This is a genomic window from Pseudomonas sp. NFACC16-2, from assembly GCF_900119205.1.
Lineage (GTDB): Bacteria > Pseudomonadota > Gammaproteobacteria > Pseudomonadales > Pseudomonadaceae > Aquipseudomonas > Aquipseudomonas fluorescens_Q.
This window is the reverse complement of record NZ_FPIX01000014.1, coordinates 37,095-58,153: the sequence shown is the minus strand read 5'-3', so window position 1 is coordinate 58,153 and position 21,059 is coordinate 37,095. Positions and strand designations below refer to the sequence as shown.

The following is a 21,059-nucleotide window of genomic DNA, read 5'->3' as shown; positions in this document are numbered from 1 at the left end:
CAGAAGCGGAACGCGGAGCGTCCCTGGTGGCATTCCCACGCGGAGCGTGAGGAACGATCTTCAGAGCCTTGCGCCCGGAATGAATTTTTATCGCACGCGAACGGTTGAACCCGGTCGCATAATTGTCAGCGCTGTGATCCAGTCCACTCTGCCATCGCCATAATGCAGCGCCCATAACGCCCTGAAACGTTGCACCAATGTCCACAAGGAATGCCCGATGCCCCCACGCCACGCCCCTACTTCAGCCGCTGACTTGCCGCAAGGCACCGGTTTCGTCCGGGTGCGTGGCGCCCGCGAACACAACCTCAAGAACGTCGACGTGGATATCCCCCGCGATGCCCTGGTGGTGTTCACTGGTGTGTCGGGGTCCGGCAAGTCATCGCTGGCCTTCTCCACGCTCTACGCCGAAGCACAGCGTCGTTATTTCGAGTCCGTCGCACCCTACGCACGGCGCCTGATCGACCAGGTCGGCGTGCCAGACGTGGACAGCATCGAGGGCCTGCCGCCGGCAGTCGCCTTGCAGCAACAGCGCGGCACTCCCAGCGCACGCTCATCGGTGGGCAGCGTCACCACACTGTCGAGCCTGATTCGCATGCTTTACTCCCGCGCCGGCAGCTACCCGGCCGACCAACCGATGCTCTATGCCGAAGACTTCTCGCCCAACACGCCACAAGGTGCCTGCCAGGAATGCCATGGCCTGGGCCGGGTCTATGAAGTGACCGAAGCCTCCATGGTGCCGGACCCGTCGCTGACCATCCGCGAGCGCGCCGTGGCCGCCTGGCCCATGGCTTGGCAGGGGCAGAACCTGCGGGACATCCTGGTGACCCTGGGCTATGACGTCGACATCCCCTGGCGCGACCTGCCGAAGCAGCAGCGGGACTGGATTCTCTACACCGAACAAACCCCTACCGTTCCCGTATACGCCGGGCTCACCCCGGCCCAGACCCGCGCTGCTCTCAAACGCAAGCTCGAACCGAGCTACCAGGGCACGTTCAGTGGCGCCCGACGCTACTTGCTGCACACCTTCATGCACTCCCAAAGCGCGCAGATGCGCAAACGCGTGGCGCAATACATGCGCGCCAGTCCCTGCCCCGTGTGCGAAGGCAAGCGGCTCAAACGCCAGGCGTTGACGGTGACCTTTGCCGGCCTGGACATCGCCGAGCTGTCGCACCTGCCGCTGCTTGAGTTGGCCGAAGTGCTCAAGCGCGTCCTGGCACCCGACTACCTGGAACAGGCCGAAGAAACGGGCGACGTCCTCAGCCACCAGCAAACCCGAAAAGCCCGCGAGCAACGCGCCGCCAGGGGCGACAACCCGCACGCGGGTGGGCCCGACGCGCGCCACACGCCCAATCTCTCCCTGGAGAAACGCCTGGCCGCCCAACGCATCGCCGCCGAGCTGCTGGAACGGATCGTCACCCTGATCGACCTGGGCCTGGGCTACCTCGCCCTGGAACGCAGCACGCCGACGCTTTCGTCCGGCGAACTGCAACGCCTGCGCCTGGCGACCCAGCTCAATTCCCAGTTGTTCGGGGTGATCTACGTGCTGGACGAACCCTCCGCCGGCCTGCATCCGGCCGACAGCGAGGCGCTGTTTGGCGCCCTGCAACGCCTCAAGGCAGCGGGCAACTCGGTGTTTGTGGTCGAACATGACCTCGATACCATGCGCCGCGCCGACTGGCTCATCGACGTCGGCCCGGACGCCGGCGAACAAGGCGGGAAAGTCCTCTACAGCGGTCCGCCGTCAGGCCTTGGCCAAGTGCCGGAATCACGCACCCGCGCCTACCTCTTTGGCGAGGAACACGTTATGGCACGCAGCCCTCGGACACCCAGGGATTGGCTGCGCCTGGAAGGCATCACCCGCAACAACCTCGACAACTTGAGCGCGGCCTTTCCCTTGGGTTGCTTCACCGCCGTGACCGGCATCTCCGGCTCAGGCAAATCCAGCCTCGTCAGCCAGGCCCTGTTGGATCTGGTCGGCGCCCATCTGGGCCAGGCCATCCCCAACGCCGAACCCGATGAACAAAGCCTGGAAGACGAACCCGTGCAAACCAGCGGCGGGCGCGTTAGCGCTGGGCTTGAAGCGGTCAGGCGGCTGGTGCAGGTGGACCAGAAACCCATCGGCCGCACTCCGCGCTCCAACCTCGCCACCTACACCGGGCTGTTCGATCACGTGCGCAAACTGTTTGCCGCGACAGCGCAGGCGCAAGCACTGGGATTCGATGCCGGACGGTTTTCCTTCAACGTCGCCAAGGGCCGTTGCGAGACCTGTGAGGGCGAAGGTTTCGTCAGTGTGGAATTGCTGTTCATGCCCAGCGTGTACGCGCCCTGCCCCACTTGCCACGGGGCGCGCTACAACCCGCAGACCCTGGAAGTGAACTGGCAGGGCTTGAACATTTCCCAAGTGCTGCAACTGACCGTGAACCAAGCACTCGAGGTGTTTGCCGAGCAAGCGGCGGCCAGGCGCTCATTGCAGGTGCTGCAGGATATCGGGTTGGGCTACCTGCGCCTGGGCCAACCGGCCACGGAACTGTCCGGCGGCGAAGCCCAGCGGATCAAGCTGGCGACAGAACTGCAGCGCAAGGCCCGGGGGGCGACGTTGTATGTGTTGGATGAGCCCACCAACGGGCTGCACCCCCAAGACGTCGACCGCTTGCTGGTACAGCTGAATCGCCTGGTGGAGGACGGTCACACGGTGGTTGTGGTGGAACATGACATGCGCGTCGTGGCACAGAGTGACTGGGTCATCGACATCGGCCCGGGGGCAGGTTCCCAAGGTGGGAACGTCGTGGCCTGCGGGGCTCCGGAGGAAGTCGCGGCCTGCCGGGAAAGCCGGACGGCGGAGTTTCTGAAAAGGGCTTTGCAGCCCGGGGAGTCGAAACGAAACCGCTCTCTATAGGGGGAAAAATCACTTGTGGCGAGGGGATTTATCCCCGTTGGGCTGCGCAGCAGCCCGAAAAAAAGCTGACGATATGAACCTGACACTCCGCGACGTCAGGTTCCGGGGCTGCTGCGCACCCCAGCGGGGATAAATCCCCTCGCCACAGGTCTATCAGCTGGCCGCCCCACTCAGACCGTACGCGAATACTGAACCGTCTGGTCCGCCCCCAGGTACGCGTCGAAAGCCATGGCCACGTTGCGCATCATCAATTGCCCCTGGGGCAACAACACCAGCTCGTCGTCGCGAAGGTCCAGCAACCCGTCGCGCACCAGCTCCTGGAGTCGGTCCAGGGCATCGGCGAAGTACTCGGTAAATCGAATGCCGTGGGCGCGCTCGATCTGGCCGAAGTCGATGCGTGCGTGACACATCAGTTCGCTGATGACCTCGCGCCGCAGGCGATCGTCGTCGCTCAGCCGATAACCACGCTGCACCGCCAGCAAGCCTTGATCCAACCGGGCGTAATACTGGGAAAGCTCCTTGACGTTCTGGTTGTAGCTGTCGCCCACCTTGCCGATCGAGGACACCCCCAGGCCAATCAGGTCGCAGTCGGCGTGGGTGGAGTAACCCTGGAAATTGCGCTGCAGGCTGCCCTGGGCGCGGGCGCGTACCAGTTCGTCATCCGGCAAGGCAAAGTGGTCCATGCCGATATAGACGTAGCCGGCTTCAGTCAGGCGATTGATAGTCAGCTCGAGCAACTCCAGTTTGCGCTCTGGCGGCGGCATGTCTTCTGGCCGGATCATCCGTTGCGCCCGCACCCGTTGCGGCAGGTGGGCGTAGCTGTAGGCCGCGATCCGGTCCGGACGCAGGGCGATGATCTTGCTCAAGGTGACATCGAAACTGGCGATGGTCTGCAAAGGCAGGCCATAGATCAGATCGACGCTGACCGACTTGAAACGCGCCAGGCGCGCGGCCTCCACCAGCTCGACGACCTGGGCTTCGCTTTGCACTCGATTGACGGCGATCTGCACCTGGGCGTCGAAATCCTGGACGCCAAAGCTCAGGCGGTTGAACCCCAGCTGGCGCAAGCCTTGGATCTGTTGCGCATCGATGGTCCGCGGATCGACCTCGATGGAAAACTCATGGGCGTCGCTGTCGTCCATGTCGAACGACTGGTGCAGGCAGTCCATCAGGTCGGCCAGTTGCTCATGGGTCAGGTAAGTCGGCGTGCCCCCGCCCAGATGCAGTTGGGTCAGTTTACGCGAGCGATCGAACAAGCTCGCCTGCAGGGCAATTTCGCGCTTGAGGTAGGTCAGGTATTCGACGGCACGATGGCTTTTGCGCGTGATGATCTTGTTGCACGCGCAGTAATAGCAGAGGCTCTGGCAGAACGGGATATGGATGTACACCGATAACGACTTGGGCTGCGGCGCCTGGTTGCTGCGCTGGGCAGCCTGCTGGTATTCGTCCATGGCAAAGGCCTGGTGGAACTGCGGCGCCGTCGGATAAGAGGTGTAGCGCGGCCCCGGGCGGTCGTATTTCTCCACCAAGGCACGATTGAAACCGGATACAGCATTCATGATGGGTTCAACTTTTCAAAAGGGTGTGGGCCTGCGTCATCCATTCCTGGGTCGAACAGATTGCAGATCGCATCGACGTTCAAGCGCCCGGCGGGCAGGATGCCGATAAACCGGCTCGACAGTTCGATCAATCCCTGGTCATGCAACACTTCCAGCGACGGCCAGACAGACGCGAAATGCTCGCGAAACACCAGGCCGAAGCGTGCCTCGATGGCCAGGATATCCAGCTCCAGATCACAGGACAGCTGCTCGGTCACGCTCGCCTTGACCTGATCCTGCGCTTCACAGCGCCAGCCGCGACACACCGGCAACTGCCCGGCATCCAGCTGTTGGCAATATTGATGCAGGTCGTCGGTGTTCTGTACGTACAGGTGCTCGATCTGAGTAATGGCCGACAGACCGAAGCCCACATGATCACAGCAACCGTGACGGGTAAAACCCTGGCAATTGCGATGCAGGCGTCCGTGTTCCTGGGCCACCGCCAGGTCATCGTCGGCCCTGACGAACTGGCCCAGGCCGATGTAGTGATAACCGGCGCCAATCAGTTGCTCGCAGCAGATCCGCCGCATGGCGTCCTTGTCGGCCGGGCTGCAAAAGGCACCGGCCACCCCGGCGTTCTTCGAGCGGTAACGATAAGGCGCGCGGGCATAGTCGAAAATGTGCAACCGGTCCGGTTCCAGTTCGATCAACGTCGCCAGTTTCAGGGCGAAACTGCTGGGCGTCTGCCAAGCGTGACCGTAGCCCAGGTCAATGTTGATGGAGCGAAAACCAAACGTGCGCGCCGCATCGATCAACGAATGGATCGGAGCCGGATTCTGGTAGCAATCGACCGACAGGTCGCTGTCGACGCTAATGTCGGGGACGCCGATGCTGACATGGGTGAAACCCTGGTCACGGATCAGGCCCATGGTCGACCAATCCGTGTGGTGCAGGTCCACCTCGATACTGTGGTCGCCACCGTCGTATTCACTGAAGTCGAAGCGCTTGCGCAGGTCACTCATCAACTTCTGCAGATGAGCGATCACCGGTGTGCCACCGGTCAGGCAAAACTGCTCGACACGCCGCCCTGCGCCCAAGTGGCAACCGACCAACCCCAGCTCATACATCAGACGTTGCAGATAACCCTCGATCTCGCCGCACCGGCAGTCACTGGCCAGGGGCGAACACGACGCCAGCCGCAAGCGCGAAGGCAGATGCACCGCCAGGGACAAGGGCCGTCGTTTCTGACGGCTGCTGCGCAACCCTCGGAGCAGGTCGAGCGAACCGATGCCTGTGTGGAATCTACGTGTACCGACCGGACAATCGAAATCAGCCACCACAGGCGCGCGGCCCGAAGGTCGCTCACCGAGGGTATGGAACGGGTCGAACATGACAATCTCCGAGTGGCAGTGCGGGTGCAGTTTGCGGGGTAACCCGCCGGGGCACCTTGACCTGTATCAAGCGCCTTGGAACCACGCGCCAGCGCTTACCAGGCGACGTAGAACATGGCCTTGGCCAGCAGCACGATCGCGACCATGTGCAGGAACACACTGATATGGATGATGTGCACGTAGCGGGCGTTCATGCGCCCGCTCCTGAACAGCCACATGGCCCAGAGGAAATGGCCCAGCACACTGCCCGCCAACAGGATCTTGAGCCCCAGCAGCAAACCGAAGGATGACTGCAACGGCGACGAGAGCACCGGCCAATAGCGCAGCCAGACCATGCCAATGCCCGCGCCGAACAGCACCAGCAGCACCCACGGCATCAACTGCCGGGCGCGTTGGCTGATGCCTTGCTCCAGCAGCACCATGACCTTGATGGGCAGTTGTTTGCGGATGCTCTCCAGGAACAGGACTTCGAAGAAAACCGTGCCGATGAAAACCAGCGCGGCAAACAGGTGCAAGGTCAGAAACAGCGGATAAATCATGGGGTCCTCGGTCGCCCTCTTCAGCGGAGCGATGGTTTATTCGAGGTTATCCCGCAGCCCTGGAAACGGGCTTGATACCAATCAAGGAAACCGCATGTCCGCCACACCAACGGCCCCACAGTAGGCGGCGTCGGGCTTCAGAAGCGTCAACGAAACGTTACTCCTGCCCTCCACGACACAACCGCTGATCAGTTAGTCCGGCTTTTTGACACTTTCCCCGATATGCGGTCACAACTTTTGCGCTCCGCTGGGTCATAACACGAAGGTCGTCGATGGAATGTTGACGTCTACCTAGGTTTAAGCCTGATACGGAGATAAGCTCATGATTTTCAACGTACAAAATTTTGGCGCCAAAGGAGATGGCATCACCGACGACACGGCAGCCATCCAAAGTGCGATTGATGCGGCGGCAGCGGCCGGCGGTGGGCAGGTGTACATGCCGACCGGTACCTATATCGTTTCGGGGGGTGAGGAACCTTCCGATGGCTGCCTGATGCTCAAGAGCAACGTCTACCTGTACGGCGACGGCATGGGCGCGACCACGGTCAAGCTGGTCGACGGCTCCGACACCAAGATCACCGGTATCATCCGCTCGGCCTACGGCGAGGAAACCCACGACTTCGGCGTCAGCAACCTCACCATCGACGGCAACCGCGACAGTACCACCGGCAAGGTCGACGGCTGGTTCAACGGCTACATTCCAGGCGAAGAAGGCTACGACTCCAACGTCACCCTGGACAGCGTCGAGATCAAGGATTGCTCCGGGTACGGTTTCGACCCCCACGAGCAAACCGTCAACATGGTCATCAAGAACAGCGTGTCCCACGGCAACGGCCTGGACGGCTTCGTCGCCGACTTCCTCAGCGACAGCACCTTCGAAAACAACGTCGCCTACGACAACGACCGCCACGGCTTCAACGTCGTCACCAGCACCCACGATTTCACCATGACCAATAACGTCGCCTACGACAACGGTGGCAATGGCATCGTGGTCCAGCGCGGTAGCGAGAACATTCCCTCGCCCAGCAACATCACCATCACCGGCGGCGAGGTGTACGGCAACGGCGCCGAAGGGGTGCTGATCAAGCTCTCCAGCGAAGTGACCGTCACCGGCGTCGACATCCACGATAACAGCAGCGCCGGGATCCGCATCTACGGCAGCAACCACGTCGAAATCATCGACAACACCCTCAACAACAATTCCCTGGGCGGTGCCGTACCGGAAATCATCATCCAGTCCTACGACGACACCCTGGGCGTGTCCGGCAAGTACTTCAACGGCAGCGATAACCTCATCCAGGGCAACATCATCAGCGGCAGCGACCTGTCGACCTACGGTGTTGCAGAGCGCAATGAAGACGGCACCGACCGCAACGCCATCATCGCCAACACCATCAGCCACACCAGCAAGGGCGCCACGCTGGTCTATGGCGACGGCAGCTACGTCAGCGCCACGGTGCCGATGACCACCGTGCAAGGTACCGCGGGCAACGACACACTGCTCGGCAGCGCGGCCAACGAAATTTTCTATGGCGGCGCAGGCAACGATACGATCAATGGCGCGGCCGGTGGCGACATCCTGGTCGGTGGCGCCGGCATCGATAAACTCACCGGCGGCACCGGCGCCGATACGTTCCGGTTCGTCGCACAGTCGGACAGCTACCGCAACGCGACCACCAGTTTCGATGACACCATCACCGACTTCGACGTCACCCAGGACAAGATCGACCTCGCCGGCCTTGGCTTCACGGGCCTGGGCAATGGCCGTGGCGGCACCCTCCAGGTCAGCTACAGCGCCAGCAACAACCGCACCTACATCAAGGACTTCGACGCCGATGCCAGCGGCAATCGCTTCGAGCTGATCCTCTCGGGCAACCTGGCCAGCACCCTGACCGCCAGCAACTTCATCTTCAACCGGGTGGTCACCGGCACCAGCGGCAGCGACTCACTGCTGGGGAGCGATGCGGCCGACACCCTGCTCGGCCTGGCAGGCAATGACAGCCTCAGTGGCGGCGCCGGCGACGACAAGCTCGACGGCGGTGCCGGCATGGACACCCTCACCGGTGGCGCCGGGGCGGATACCTTCGTGTTCTCCAACCGCCTGGACAGCTACCGCAACTACAACACTGGTGGCGCCAACCTCGGCGACCTGATCACCGACTTCAACGTCAGCGCCGACAAGATCGACCTCTCGGCCATGGGTTTCACTGGCCTGGGGGACGGCAAGAACAACACCGTGTACCTGGTGCTCAACAGTGCCGGCACCAAAACTTACATCAAATCCCTGGAGGCCGACGCCAATGGCAACCGCTTCGAAGTGGCGTTGGATGGCAATTACCTCAACACTTTGACCAGCGCCAACTTCATCTTCGCCACCACCTCGCCGACCAACCAGGCGCCGGTACTGGCGACGCCGCTGTTGGACCAGAACGCGACCGAAAATACCCCGTTCAGTTACGTGGTGCCGGCCACCAGTTTCACCGATCCGGACAACGACAGCCTGAGCTACACCGCCAAACTCGCCAATGGCAACGCCCTGCCCAGCTGGCTGATCTTCGATGCCGCCACCCGCACCTTCAGTGGCACGCCACCCGACACCGCGTCGGGCACCTACGCCATCCAGGTCACAGCGAGCGACGGCAGCAACGCCACCGTCAGCGACAGCTTTACCCTCGCCGTGCAGGACGTTCCCACCACCATTGTGATCAATGGCACGCCGAACAACGACACGCTGACCGGCACCGCGGCCAATGAACAACTGTTCGGTGGCGCGGGCAACGACACCCTCAATGGCGGCGCCGGCAACGACATCCTGGTCGGCGGCACCGGGGTCGACAAACTCACCGGTGGCACCGGCGCCGATGTGTTCCGCTACACCTCGAAACTCGATAGCTACCGCACCAGTTCCACCAGCGCCAGTGACCAGATCCTCGACTTCGAGCTGACGGCGGACAAGATCGATGTCTCGGCGCTTGGCTATACCGGCCTGGGTAACGGCCTCAACGGCACCCTGCAGGTCACTTACAGCTCGTCGACCAACCGCACCTACCTCAAGGACCTCACGGTCGATGCCAACGGCAACCGGTTCGAGATCTCGATGGCGGGCAACTTCGTCAGCAGCCTGACGGCCAATCACTTCGTCTTCGCCGACCAGACCAACCCCACCAACGTGGCCCCGGTCGTGGCCACCCCACTCCTGGACCAGAACGCCAGTGAAAGCACGCCTTTCAGATACACCGTGGCGAGCAACAGTTTCACCGACGCCAACCAGGATGTGCTGACCTATACCGCGACCCTCGCCAATGGCACCGCCCTACCCACCTGGCTGAGCTTCAATGCCACCAGCCTGACCTTCAGCGGCACGCCAACCAGCACCGCTGCTGGCAACTACGACATACTGGTCAAGGCCACCGACCCCTCGGGCGCCTCGGTCAGCGACAACTTCAGCCTGGTGGTGGCCGATGCGCCCGCCAACACCATTACCGGCACCAACAACGCCGAAACCCTCAACGGCACGACGGGTGCGGACCTGATCCTCGGCCTCGGCGGCAACGATACGATCAAGGCCGGCACCGGCGCGGACATCGTCGACGGCGGTGCCGGACGCGACTCGTTGTACGGTGGCGATGGCGCCGACACGTTCCGCTACAGCAACCTCTCCGACAGCTACCGCGACTACGACACCGGGGGTGTCACGGCCACCGACACGATTTATGACTTTACCGTTGGCGTCGACAAAATCGACGTTTCGGGGCTGGGCTTTCTCGGCCTCGGCGATGGCAGCAACGGCACGCTGTACATGACCCTGAACACGGCGGGCGACAAAACCTACATCAAGTCCGCCGAAGCCGACGCCGATGGCAATCGCTTCGAGATCGCCCTCAACGGCAACTACCTCAACACCCTCACCGCCAACGACTTCGTCTTCGGCGAGCGCGCCCAGCAGGACATTCTCTACCTGCCCACCCTCGGCCAATCCAATGCGCGCCTGCTGCGCATGACCGAGGACGATGACCAATCCGGCACCTCGATGCTGGTCAATGACTTGAACCGCTACACCACCTACGACGTGCGCAGCCAGTTCACCGATGCCGATGGCAACGGTATCGACATCGCGGTCGGCGGCAGCACGGTCAACGGCCTGTCCACGCTCAGCCCCGAGGAACTCCAACTGTGCTGGTGGCTGACAGACACCAACCAACCCGGGCCGGCACTGTTGCGGGCGGTGACGTTGCTGCGCGACCAGCGCACCGAACTGCAGTCGATCGACAACGTCACCATGGGCATCATCTGGGGCCAGGGCGAGGAAGCCGCCCAGGAAATCGCCCGCGCCACGGACAAGGCCGCGGCAGCAGCGGCCTATAAGGCCGCGACCCTGAAGGTGTTCGACTATTTGCATGCCCAATTTGGCAACTTCAGCGTCTACCTGATGGAAACCGGTCACTACGAAGAGGATGCGGCCCGGGCCCGGGGTTATTCGGAAGAAAAAATCGCGTCCATCGTCGAGGGCGTCGGTTATGTCCGCGCCGCCCAGGAGGCCATGGCCGCCGAGCGCGCCGACGTCAAGCTGGCGGTGGACTACACCGACCTGCCCTTGCGCTACGAAGTCGACCCGCTGGTGTATCCCGATGACGTCTGGCACCTGCACGAGGAGTCAGCGGAAATCGTCGGTCAACGCCTGGCGGACTACATTGCCGATGACCTGGGCTTCCAGGGCAACCCCAACGACAACAACAGCGTGCAGGACATCTTCGACAACGCCCAGAACCAGGGCGGGATGATCTCCGGCACCGACCAGGACGACACCCTGGTGGGCAGCTCGGGCAACGATACGATCGATGGCGACCTGGGCGCCGATACCATGACCGGCGGCGATGGCAACGACATCTACGTGGTCGACAACGCGTTAGACAGTGTGGTGGAAACCAACACCTCGACCGCGCAGATCGACACGGTGCAGGCCTCGGTCAGTTGGACGCTGGGGGCCAATCTCGAAAACCTGGTGCTCACCGGTGTATCGGACATCGACGGCACCGGCAATGAACGGCGCAACTTCATCACCGGCAATGCCGCCAACAACGTACTCGACGGCGCCACAGGGAACGACAGCATGAGCGGTGGTGACGGCAACGACAGTTACTTTGTCGACAATGCCGACGACAGCGTGATCGAGACCAACAGCAATACCGTGACTGGCGGGATCGACAGCGTGCACAGCAGCCTCGCGACCTATACCTTGGGCAACAACGTCGAGAACCTGTATGTCGATAGCACCGGCGCCGCCAATGGCACCGGCAACGCGCTGGACAATACGCTGTTCGCCGGCGCCGGTAACAATGTGCTGGATGGACGCGATGGCATTGACACGGCCAGCTTCGAGCGCGCCCTGTCCGGCGTGACCGTCAACCTCTCGACGTCAGCGCAACAGAACACCGTGGGGTCCGGGCTCGACACCTTGAAGTTCATCGAGAACCTGAAAGGAAGCGCCTACGCCGACACACTGTCGGGGAACAGCGCGGCAAATGTCCTCGACGGAGGGGCCGGCAACGATACGCTGGTGGGTGGTTCGGGCGATGACCGGTTGATTGGCGGCGCAGGTACCGACAACCTCACCGGTGGCACGGGCGCGGACACCTACGCGTTTGGTGCGCTGTCGGACATGGGCGTCGGGGCCTTGCGCGATGTGATTAGCGGTTTCAAGAGTACGGAGTTCGACAAGTTGGACCTCACCGGCCTGGACGCCAACCCGCTGACCGTCACGGTCGATGCCTTCACGTTCATCGGCAGCAACGCCTTCGACGCCACCAACGCCACCGGCCAGCTGCGCTTCGTCGATGGCATCCTCTCCGGCAGTACCAACGCCGACGCCACCCCCGAGTTCGAATTCGAACTGGTGGGCGTCAAGGAGCTGCACGCCAGCGACTTCACCGCCTGATTGCCCCTGAGCAGGCTTACCCGCAATAGCTGCGGCACATCCAGCATGGATGCTGACTGACCCACCGCTATCGCGAGCGAGCTCCCACAGGACGGCATGTTGTGCCAGAAAAGTTGAAGGTCATGGGCGGCTTTGGTGGCGAGGGAGCTTGCTCCCGCTCGGCTGCGCAGCAGTCGTGAACCGGTGGACTCGGTCTGCCTGAGACCACTCATTGCCTGGGTTTGGGGCCGCTTCGCAGCCCAGCGGGAGCAAGCTCCCTCGCCACAGGATAAGTTGCGAACTTAAACCCTGGATTGTCTAGAACAAGCTTTGCACCTGCTCCAGCACCGCGCGGTTCATCTGGCCGGTGTGGGTGTGCAGGCTCACATAGCTTTGCAGCATGTCGAGCTTGGTATTGAGCAGGTCCCGGCGGGCCTGGAACAGCCGCTGCTGCGCATCAAGAATATCCACCGTGGAGCGCACGCCGCCCTGGAAGCCTTTTTCCGTCGAGGTCAGTGCTCGCTGATTGGACTCCACCGCCCGTTGCATCGCCTTACTCTTGGCAAACCCGGCCACGACGCCCAGGTAATCGGTCTCGATATCCTCGGCCAGTTGTTGGCGTTGCACGTCGTAGTCGGACTGGGCGCCGGCCAGTTGCGCTTCGGCCTTGGCCACCGACGCCCGTACCGCCCCGCCGCGATACAACGGAATATCCAACTGCACCCCCACGTAGTAGGTGTCCTGGCGCGGGTCGAGTTCCTGGTATTGACGGGTTTCCCGTCGGGTCAACTGGGTGGTCAGCGACAAGGTTGGATAATGCCCGGCACGCTGGCTGTCGGCCTGGGCCTCGGCCACTTTCACCGCGGCCAGCCGAGCGGCCAGTTCGGGGCTGGCTTCACGGGCAATCGCCGTCCAGTACGGCAAGTCCTGCTCAGGCGGGATCGGACTGCCGGCGGCCAGTTCTTCGCGCATCGGCAGGATGTCATCGATGGGCACGCTGGCCCGCCCGGACAAAGCCCGCAACGCCGCCACGCGACGCGCCTGGGCTTCAGCCTCCTGGGCTTGCACCAGGTCGAGCCGCGCCTGGGCTTCGTCGATATCGGTGATCGCGCCTTGGCCGCCCTCGTACAGTTTTTTGCTCTGGATGACCAAGCCTTGGATGGCCGCTTTTTGCTGCTGGATCAGCTTGATCTCGTTCTCGGCCCGGGCGACGTCGAAATACCCCTTCGCCACCCGGTCATACAAGGTCTGGCCGGCCACGTCGAACACCTGGGTACCCAGTTGCCCCCGTGCCTTGCCTTCCTGGTATGCCGCCCAACGGGCCTTGTCGTAGAGCGGCTGTTGCGCCGCCAGGGTGATGTTGTTGGCCTGGTAATCGTTGCTGTTGACGTAAGTGCTGTCGTCACCGCCGTCGGTCCGCCCGCCGTAGCCGTAGCGCGAGGTCAGCGACACTTGCGGGTAGAGGCCACCACGACCGATGTCCTCTTCATGCCGCGAAGCTTCAAAAGCGTGAGCCGCCGATTGCACGGTCGGATCGTTGAGGCGCGAGGCATCGTAGGCGGCGGTGAGGCTCAGGCCTCCCTCGGCGGCCCACAGCGGATCGATCACCGCCCAACCGGTATATAGGCCCAGCAACACACGGCAACGGTAGCGGCGACGGTCGACCATGCTCATTCCTCCTTGAAGGCTGCCAGCAAGCGTTCGCGCAAAGGCTTCATCAGGTAATTCATCAAGGTGCGCTCGCCCGTCACCACCGTGACATCGGCGAGCATGCCGGGGCGCACCAGCAGACCGGCGCGCTGCAACTCAACCACGGTGTCGGCGGGAATCTCGACCTTGGCGGAAAAGTACGGTTGGTGTGTCTGCTCATTGATCAACTGGTCCGCCGACACCGTCGTCACCGTGCCGGTGACCGTCGGCGTATCCACCCGTTGCAGCGCAGTGAAATGCACATGCACCGGCAGGCCTGGGCGCAGTTTGTTGGCCATCAGCGGCTCGAAACGCGCGGTGATCGCCATTGGTGCATCCAGCGGCACGACCTGCATCAGTGTCTGGCCGGCCTGGGCAACGCCGCCGACCGTATGAATGCTCACGTCCATGACTTGCCCGGCCACCGGCGCACGGATTGCACCGTTGTCGACTTCAAACTGCAAGGCACGAATCTGATCGGCATAACCTGCGGCCTCGGCCGAGACTTCGCTGAGCTGGGTTTCGGCATCACGGCGAAACTCCTGCTGCGCCTGCAAGGCCTTGAGCCGGCTTTCATTGATCGCCTGCCGGGTCCTGCCGACATCACCCACACCGGAGGCTATCTGTCCCGCCAACTGGGCCGCGTTGCGCTCGGCCTCGAAGAGTTTGTTGCGCGGAACGTAGCCTTCGCGGGCCAAATCGCGCAGGCCTTCAAGCTCCTGCTGCTGGAAACGCATCTGCGCGTCGTAGTTGCGCTTGACGCCTTCGTAGCCAAGCAATTGCTGCTGCAAGGCCGCGGCTTCGTGCTCGATGATCTGCAAGCGGCTGCCCAGCTCCGCGCGGCGGGTGATGAACAACTGGCGTTGCAAGGCCATGGCCGCCTTGACTCGCGGTTCGTCGGCGTGGGCCAGCAGCTCCGCGGGCCATTGGATCTCGGCGCTGCCCAGGCGCTCGGCAATCAAGCGCGCCTCGATGCTGCGATCATTGAGCAGCTTGCCCAGGGTTACGTCCAATTGCGACTGCGCCTGCACCGTGTTGAGTTGCACGAGCAATTGCCCCTGGGTGACGCGGTCGCCGTCGCTGACCAGCAGTTTTTCCACGACGCCGCCAACCAGCGACTGCACGGCCTTGCGCTCCCCCGCCACCACCACGGTGCCACTGCCTACCACCCCTTGGTCGAGCGGCGCCAGGCAGGCCCAGAGCAGGAAACCACCCAGCGTCAGGACCAGGAACCCCACGCCATAACGCGCCGCGCTCCCGGCATCGGTGCTGGCACTGGGCAGCGTCGTGGTGCTGCGCACGCTCAGCCCCTGCTCGCTGTACGCGTGTGCCCCTGGAGTCAGATCACGCATCGCCGCCCGCCTCCCTGACCGCGGCCGGTCTCGGCCCCGGCATTAATGCCTTGAGCACCCGGTCCCGAGGGCCGAACGCTTGTTGAGTACCGTCCTTGAGCACCAGGATGTGATCGACCACCGCCAGTACATTGGGACGGTGGGTAATCAACACCACGGTGCTGCCCGCCGCCTTGAGCGCACTGATGGCCTGCACCAGCGCCAATTCTCCGGCTTCATCGAGGTTGGAGTTGGGCTCATCGAGCACGATCAGCGATGGCCGCCCATAAAGCGCGCGAGCCAGGCCCAGGCGTTGCTTTTGCCCACCGGACAAGCCAAGCCCACCCGGGCCCAACGGCGTGTCGTAGCCCTTGGGGAACCTTAGGATCATTTCGTGGATGCCGGCATGACGCCCGGCGGCGATGATCTTGTCGGCGTCCTGCTCACCGAAGCGGGCGATGTTGTCGGCAACCGTGCCATCGAACAGCTCGATGTCCTGTGGCAGGTATCCAAGGTACGGGCCCAAGGCGTCGTGGGACCACTGGCTGATCTCGGCATCGTCCAGGCGCACCGACCCACCCATGGCTGGCCAGACCCCGACCAAGGCCCGCGCCAGTGTCGATTTACCACTGGCGCTGGGCCCGACCACCGCCAGCACATCGCCTTTGGCGAGGCTGAAATTGATCCCGCGCAGGATCGGCTGCGAAGCACCTGGCGGACCGACATACAACTGTTCCAGGAGCACCGCGCCGCTGGGCGGTGGCAACGGCATGCGCAGGCGCTCGCGTGGGTGCTGGGCCAGCAATTGGCTCAGGCGCTGGTAGCTCTGGCGTCCGGCGTTGAATTGCTTCCACGAGCCGATGGCGATTTCCACGGGTGCCAAGGCCCGTCCCAGCAACAGCGACATCGCGATCATCATGCCCGCCGACAGTTGGCCTTCAAGCACCAGCAAAGCGCCCAACCCCAACGCCAGGGATTGCCCGGAGATCCGCACGAAACGAGTCGTCGAGGTAATACGTGCACTGCGGTCGCTGGCATGGGCCTGGGCGGCAATGATCCGTTGCTGCAACAGGCTCCAGCGCTGACGCAGTGGCCCGAGCATGCCCAGGGCCTGGATAACTTCGGCATTGTGCAGCGTGCTGTTCACATAGATCGACGACTGCACCCCCAGTCGATTGGCCTCCCCCAGGCGTGCTCGCGTCGCCAGTTCTCCCCACAGCGCCAAGCCGATCAGCACCAAGGCCAACACCAATGTCAGCACGCCGAACCAGGGGTGAAAGATGAACGCCACCAGCAGGAAGATCGGCAGCCAGGGTGCGTCGAGCAAGGCGATCAGGCCCTGCCCGGTAATCAACTGGCGCAGCGTTGCCAGATCGGTGAGCACCTGCGCCGGGTTGGCGTTGTGCTCGCGCAGGCTGCGAGCGAAGGCGGCGTCGAAAATCCGCTCGCCCAAGGCTTCGTCCAGCCCCGCGCTCATGCGAATCATCACCTCGCCACGGACCCACTCGATGAGGGCACTGAACATGAACAGTCCCAGGGCCATCAAGGTCAGCATGAACAAGGTGGTTTCGTTGCGGCTGGTCAGGACCCGGTCGTAGACCTGCATCATGTAGAGCGACGGCACCAGCACCAACAGATTGATCACGCCACTGAACAATGCCAGCGCCCAGAACACCCGGCGGTAGCTCAATAAGGCAGCATCAATGTCATGACGCGGATCGAGTAGAAACCCCATGGGAAATCGCCCTGCAAGAGAAATGGTCGGTCCAGGACGCAATCCATCGCAAGGCCTTTTTTCCCGAGCGTGATCGAGAAAAAACTAATCCAGCTGGCGTGCTGTTATCAGGGGCGATCCTCATCCCTACAGGCGCCAATTACTGACAACGCCGCCGCAGGTTAGTGCCGGTTTGCAGGGGTGTGCTTGCAAGTGGGTGACAAGCGGACGGGCCGCGTCTCAAGGCGGGGCTTATTGCCTCCCGAACGGGCCCGAAATGAGGTTTTGTTGACGCCAGTAACGTGGCGTCAACCGGGTAAAAACAGCTTGGCTAGCCGAGGGAAACAACCCGTTCAGGCTGGGGCGAATGCCACGACGTCACCAACCCGATCAGGGAAATGACCAATGCCAGGCCCAGGGTGGTACTGACCTCGCTGCGGTGCTCGGGCGTGACCATCATGACCGCCAGCGCCGCCGAGATGAACACGATGACCAACCATGTCAGCCAGGGGAACAGCCACATGCGAAAAGGCAGTTCGATATTCTGCCGTTGCAACATCCGGCGCATGCGCAGTTGCGAAATGGCGATCACCAGATACACCAGCAAGGCGATGGCGCCGGAGCTGGCGAGCAGGAACTGGAACAGGCCGGCGGGCATGAAGTAACTGAACAAGGTGACGCCCGCACCCAGTACGGTACTGGCAATCACCGCGGACCGTGGCACACCAGCTGAAGACGTCACCTTCAAGGCCTTTGGCGCATCGCCGCGACGCCCCAGGGAGTACAACATCCGCGAGGCGATGTAGATCGAGGAGTTCATGCAACTGGCCACGGCGATCAGCACCACCACATCCACCAGGAATTTGGCGTGGGGAATGTTCATCAGCTCCAGGGCCCGCTGGTAGGAACCCACTGAAGCCAGGAGCGGATCGTTCCAGGGGACCACGGAAATGACCACGAAGATCGACAGCAGGTAAAACACACCGATGCGCCAGATCACCGAACGGGTGGCCTTGGCAATGTTCTGCGCGGGGTTATCGGATTCGGCGGCTGCGATGGTCACCGCCTCCGTACCGATGAAGCTGAACATGATGGTAATGAACGCGCCCACCACCGCCGACAGGCCGTTGGGGGCGAACCCGCCATGCTCCTCCATCAACCGACTCAGGCCGCTGGCTTCACGCTCGGGAATCCACCCCATCAGCACCGCGAACCCCAGGGAGATGAAGCCGATGATCGCCACGACCTTGGCCATGGCGAACCAGAACTCGAACTCGCCGTATTTGGACACGCTGAACAGATTCGTCACGGCCAGCAGAACGATGGAGACCGAGGCAAACAACCACGCGTCGATGGCGGGAAACCACTGGTTCAGCACATGACCGGCGGCCAACGCTTCGATGGGAATCACCAGCACCCAGAACCACCAGTAGAGCCAACCGATGGTAAAGCCTGCCCAGCGTCCGATGGCCTGGTCGGCATAGGTGGAGAAGGAGCCGGTATCCGGATTGGCAACCGCCATCTCGCCCAGCATGCGCATGACCAGGACCACCAACAGCCCGGAGAACAGATAGGCCAGCATGACGGCCGGGCCAGCGGCGGCAATGGCATGCCCCGATCCCACGAACAGACCCGCGCCGATGATTCCGGCAATGGACAGCATGGTGACGTGACGAGGCTTGAAGCCCTGTGCCAGATGGCCGTTCGAGTCCTTGAAGCTGGGGCTGGTCATTCTTTTTATTCTCTTGTGATCGAACATTGAGACGCGCGCAGGGACAGTCGGTGTTGCTGGTTTCCCGCCCCTCCTGGAAGCGGCAGCGTTTGGTTATGTTGAACCACCCTGGGCGAACGTGCGCACTTGCGGTGAAAAGTCGCGCCACGTTACCTGCCTTCCCTCCCGAGTTAGTTACCTGAACGCGCCATCTCTGTGCCTGATTTCGCCAAGTGGGACATGGCGTTTTGCCCATTGTGGCGAGGGGATTTATCCCCGCTGGGCTGCATAGCAGCCCCCAAAATACCGTTGAACTTGACACCGGGCCGAACGTTTTTTGGGCTGCTGCGCAGCCCAGCGGGGATAAATCCCCTCGCCACAAAAGCTCCCGATCAGCACTCCACCGAAGACCCTGAAATAAATGCTTTAAACATTTTATTCAGTTAAGTATTTTTGCATGAGTTCGGAAGGCAAGTCAGCCACAAGCCCCTGTGGAAGCACCGGCCTTCTATTCTCTTCTCTCCAACAAGGACCTCCCGTGAGCGGACTGCGTGAACGTCAAAAAGCCGAACGCCGCCAAGCCATCAGCAAGGCAGCGGTCGAACTGTTCGAGCGCCAGGGTTTCCAGAACACCACCATCGAACAGATCGCCAGCCAGGCCGGCGTATCGGCGCCTACCGTCTTCAAGTACTTCGGCAACAAACAGGAGATCATCTTGGAGATCCTGCACGACGCCGACCAGCGCGCACTCACGGACACCCGCAGCCAGATCCCTGGAATCGAAGACCCGGTCGAAGCGCTGTGTTATCTGGAGCGACTGTTGACCGGTTACGCGCTGGAGGTCATGCACCCGAGCCTTTGGCGCGAGTTGCTGCCGTTGATTCTGTTTGGCGGCGACAACGGCCTGCCCGAGGGCTATCGCGCCATGAACGATGCGCTCAGGGCCGAAATCAGTGGGCTGCTCAGGGAATTGCAACAGGCCGGAAAGCTGCGCGCCGACCTCGACGTCGAACTCGCCGCCTTCCTGTTGAACGATTACTCGCACTTGCAGTTGTACAGGCTGGTCAACCAGGAACAACCGGATATCGAAGCCCATTCCACGCAGGTCCGGCGTATCACTGAGCTGCTTTTCCAGGGCATGCGCGCCTGAGCACATCCACCGATAAGCGCCCGGCGCCGCGACGCCGGGCCAGCCTGATCAGCGATTGGTCTTGATGGCGGTCCAGGTGCGCGTGCGGATCCGTTCCACGGCAGCCGGCACGGGCTCTAGCATGAACAGGGTCTTGCGAGCTTCATCCGGTATATACATGGCCGGGTTGCTACGGATCTCGGCGTCCACCAATGCCGTGGCGTCCTTGTTCGGGTTGGGGTAACCGATCTTGTTGCTGATCCGGGCAATCACATCCGGGCGCAGGATGTAGTTGATGAAGGCGTAGGCCTCTGCGGTATGAGGGGCGTTGGTGGGCACCATCATGACGTCCGCCCACATCGGCGCACCTTCCTTGGGTAAGGCCATCGCCACCTTGACACCCTTGCCGGCGGCATCGGCCAGCCGCGTGGCCAGGGCCACACCGCCAGACCAGCCCACCCCGACGCAGATCTCACCGTTGGCCAGGTCCATGCCATAGCGTGAAGAATTGAAATAGGTGATGTACGGGCGAACCGTGTGCATCGCCGCCTGGGCCTGCGGGTAGTCTTCGCGCTTCTGGCTGTTGGGATCCAGGCCCTTGTAATGCAAGGCGATGGGTACGATCTCGTTGGCCGCATCAAGGAAGCCGACACCGCAACTGGCCAACTTGGCCATATTCTCTTCCTTGAAGATGATGTCCCAGGTATTCATCTGCACGTCAGCCCCGAGCACCTGCCGGACCTTGTCGACGTTATAGCCGATCAGGGTCGTGCCCCAGAGATACGGCGCCGCGTAACGGTTGCCTTCGTCACCGATGGCCTCCAGGGTTTTCATGAACTCGGGGTCCAGATGCTGCCAGTTGGGTAATTGGCTGCGATCCAGGGGTTGGACGGCACCGGCGGCAATCAGGTGGCTGACGTTGGAACTGCTCGGGTAGACCACGTCATACCCGGAGTTGCCGGTCAGGAGTTTGGACTCCAAGGTCTCGACGCTGTCGAAAACGTCGTAGATGGGACGGATGCCGGTTTCCTCCTCGAAACTCTTGAGGATTTCAGGCGGCAGGTACTCGATCCAGTTGTAGATTCGCACCGTCCGTTCTTCGGCCAGGCTTGCGCCACTGACCAACATCGAAACGACAGCGCCCAGCAAGGTATTGCGCAAAAGCATATTCATTATCAAATACTCCAGCGCGGCCGCGAAGGCTCGC

The 21,059-nt window shown here is 62.3% G+C and carries 11 protein-coding genes; 3 read left to right on the top strand and 8 right to left on the bottom strand.

The features are described 5' to 3' along the window. Positions 1-217: 217 nt before the first annotated feature. A complete protein-coding gene (locus BT116_RS14145) occupies positions 218-2,896 on the top strand; it encodes an excinuclease ABC subunit UvrA (RefSeq protein ID WP_072344729.1) in 2,679 nt (892 codons plus the stop codon). A 170-nt stretch (positions 2,897-3,066) separates the two neighbouring features. Here the strand turns inward: BT116_RS14145 and hemN are convergent, their stop codons facing one another. From hemN to BT116_RS14130, 3 genes are all read right to left on the bottom strand, one after another. Next, positions 3,067-4,455, bottom strand: a complete 1,389-nt coding sequence (gene hemN, locus BT116_RS14140) for an oxygen-independent coproporphyrinogen III oxidase (RefSeq protein ID WP_072344726.1) — start codon at positions 4,453-4,455, stop codon at positions 3,067-3,069. Beyond that, positions 4,452-5,825, bottom strand: coding sequence for an oxygen-independent coproporphyrinogen III oxidase (locus tag BT116_RS14135; protein ID WP_072344723.1), 1,374 nt, complete (start codon positions 5,823-5,825; stop codon positions 4,452-4,454). The genes hemN and BT116_RS14135 overlap by 4 nt, the downstream gene beginning before the upstream one ends. A gap of 95 nt (positions 5,826-5,920) precedes the next feature. Continuing rightward, entirely contained in the window at positions 5,921-6,364 is a 444-nt protein-coding gene (locus tag BT116_RS14130) for a CopD family copper resistance protein (RefSeq protein WP_072344720.1), read from the bottom strand. A gap of 322 nt (positions 6,365-6,686) precedes the next feature. Here BT116_RS14130 and BT116_RS14125 point away from each other — a divergent pair, with 322 nt between their 5' ends. Further along, on the top strand, positions 6,687-12,299 hold the full coding sequence (locus BT116_RS14125) for a putative Ig domain-containing protein (protein WP_072344718.1): 5,613 nt from the start codon (positions 6,687-6,689) through the stop codon (positions 12,297-12,299). 297 nt (positions 12,300-12,596) lie between these two features. Here the strand turns inward: BT116_RS14125 and BT116_RS14120 are convergent, their stop codons facing one another. From BT116_RS14120 to gabP, 4 genes are all read right to left on the bottom strand, one after another. After that, positions 12,597-13,946 (bottom strand): TolC family outer membrane protein, encoded by a 1,350-nt coding sequence (locus BT116_RS14120; protein WP_072344715.1) that lies wholly within the window; start codon positions 13,944-13,946, stop codon positions 12,597-12,599. Positions 13,947-13,948: 2 nt separating this feature from the next. Further along, on the bottom strand, positions 13,949-15,319 hold the full coding sequence (locus tag BT116_RS14115) for an HlyD family type I secretion periplasmic adaptor subunit (RefSeq protein ID WP_072344713.1): 1,371 nt from the start codon (positions 15,317-15,319) through the stop codon (positions 13,949-13,951). Then, positions 15,312-17,033: a type I secretion system permease/ATPase gene (locus BT116_RS14110; RefSeq protein WP_072344710.1), complete on the bottom strand. Its 1,722-nt coding sequence runs from the start codon at positions 17,031-17,033 to the stop codon at positions 15,312-15,314. The genes BT116_RS14115 and BT116_RS14110 overlap by 8 nt, the downstream gene beginning before the upstream one ends. A gap of 310 nt (positions 17,034-17,343) precedes the next feature. Continuing rightward, positions 17,344-18,744 (bottom strand): GABA permease, encoded by a 1,401-nt coding sequence (gabP, locus tag BT116_RS14105; protein ID WP_072344707.1) that lies wholly within the window; start codon positions 18,742-18,744, stop codon positions 17,344-17,346. Positions 18,745-19,261: 517 nt separating this feature from the next. On the opposite strand from gabP, the gene BT116_RS14100 reads away from it, so the two are divergent. Next, a complete protein-coding gene (locus BT116_RS14100) occupies positions 19,262-19,873 on the top strand; it encodes a TetR/AcrR family transcriptional regulator (protein WP_072344704.1) in 612 nt (203 codons plus the stop codon). 48 nt (positions 19,874-19,921) lie between these two features. On the opposite strand, the gene BT116_RS14095 is transcribed toward BT116_RS14100, so the two are convergent. Continuing rightward, a complete protein-coding gene (locus BT116_RS14095; RefSeq protein ID WP_072344702.1) occupies positions 19,922-21,025 on the bottom strand; it encodes a polyamine ABC transporter substrate-binding protein in 1,104 nt (367 codons plus the stop codon). Positions 21,026-21,059 lie beyond the last annotated feature (34 nt).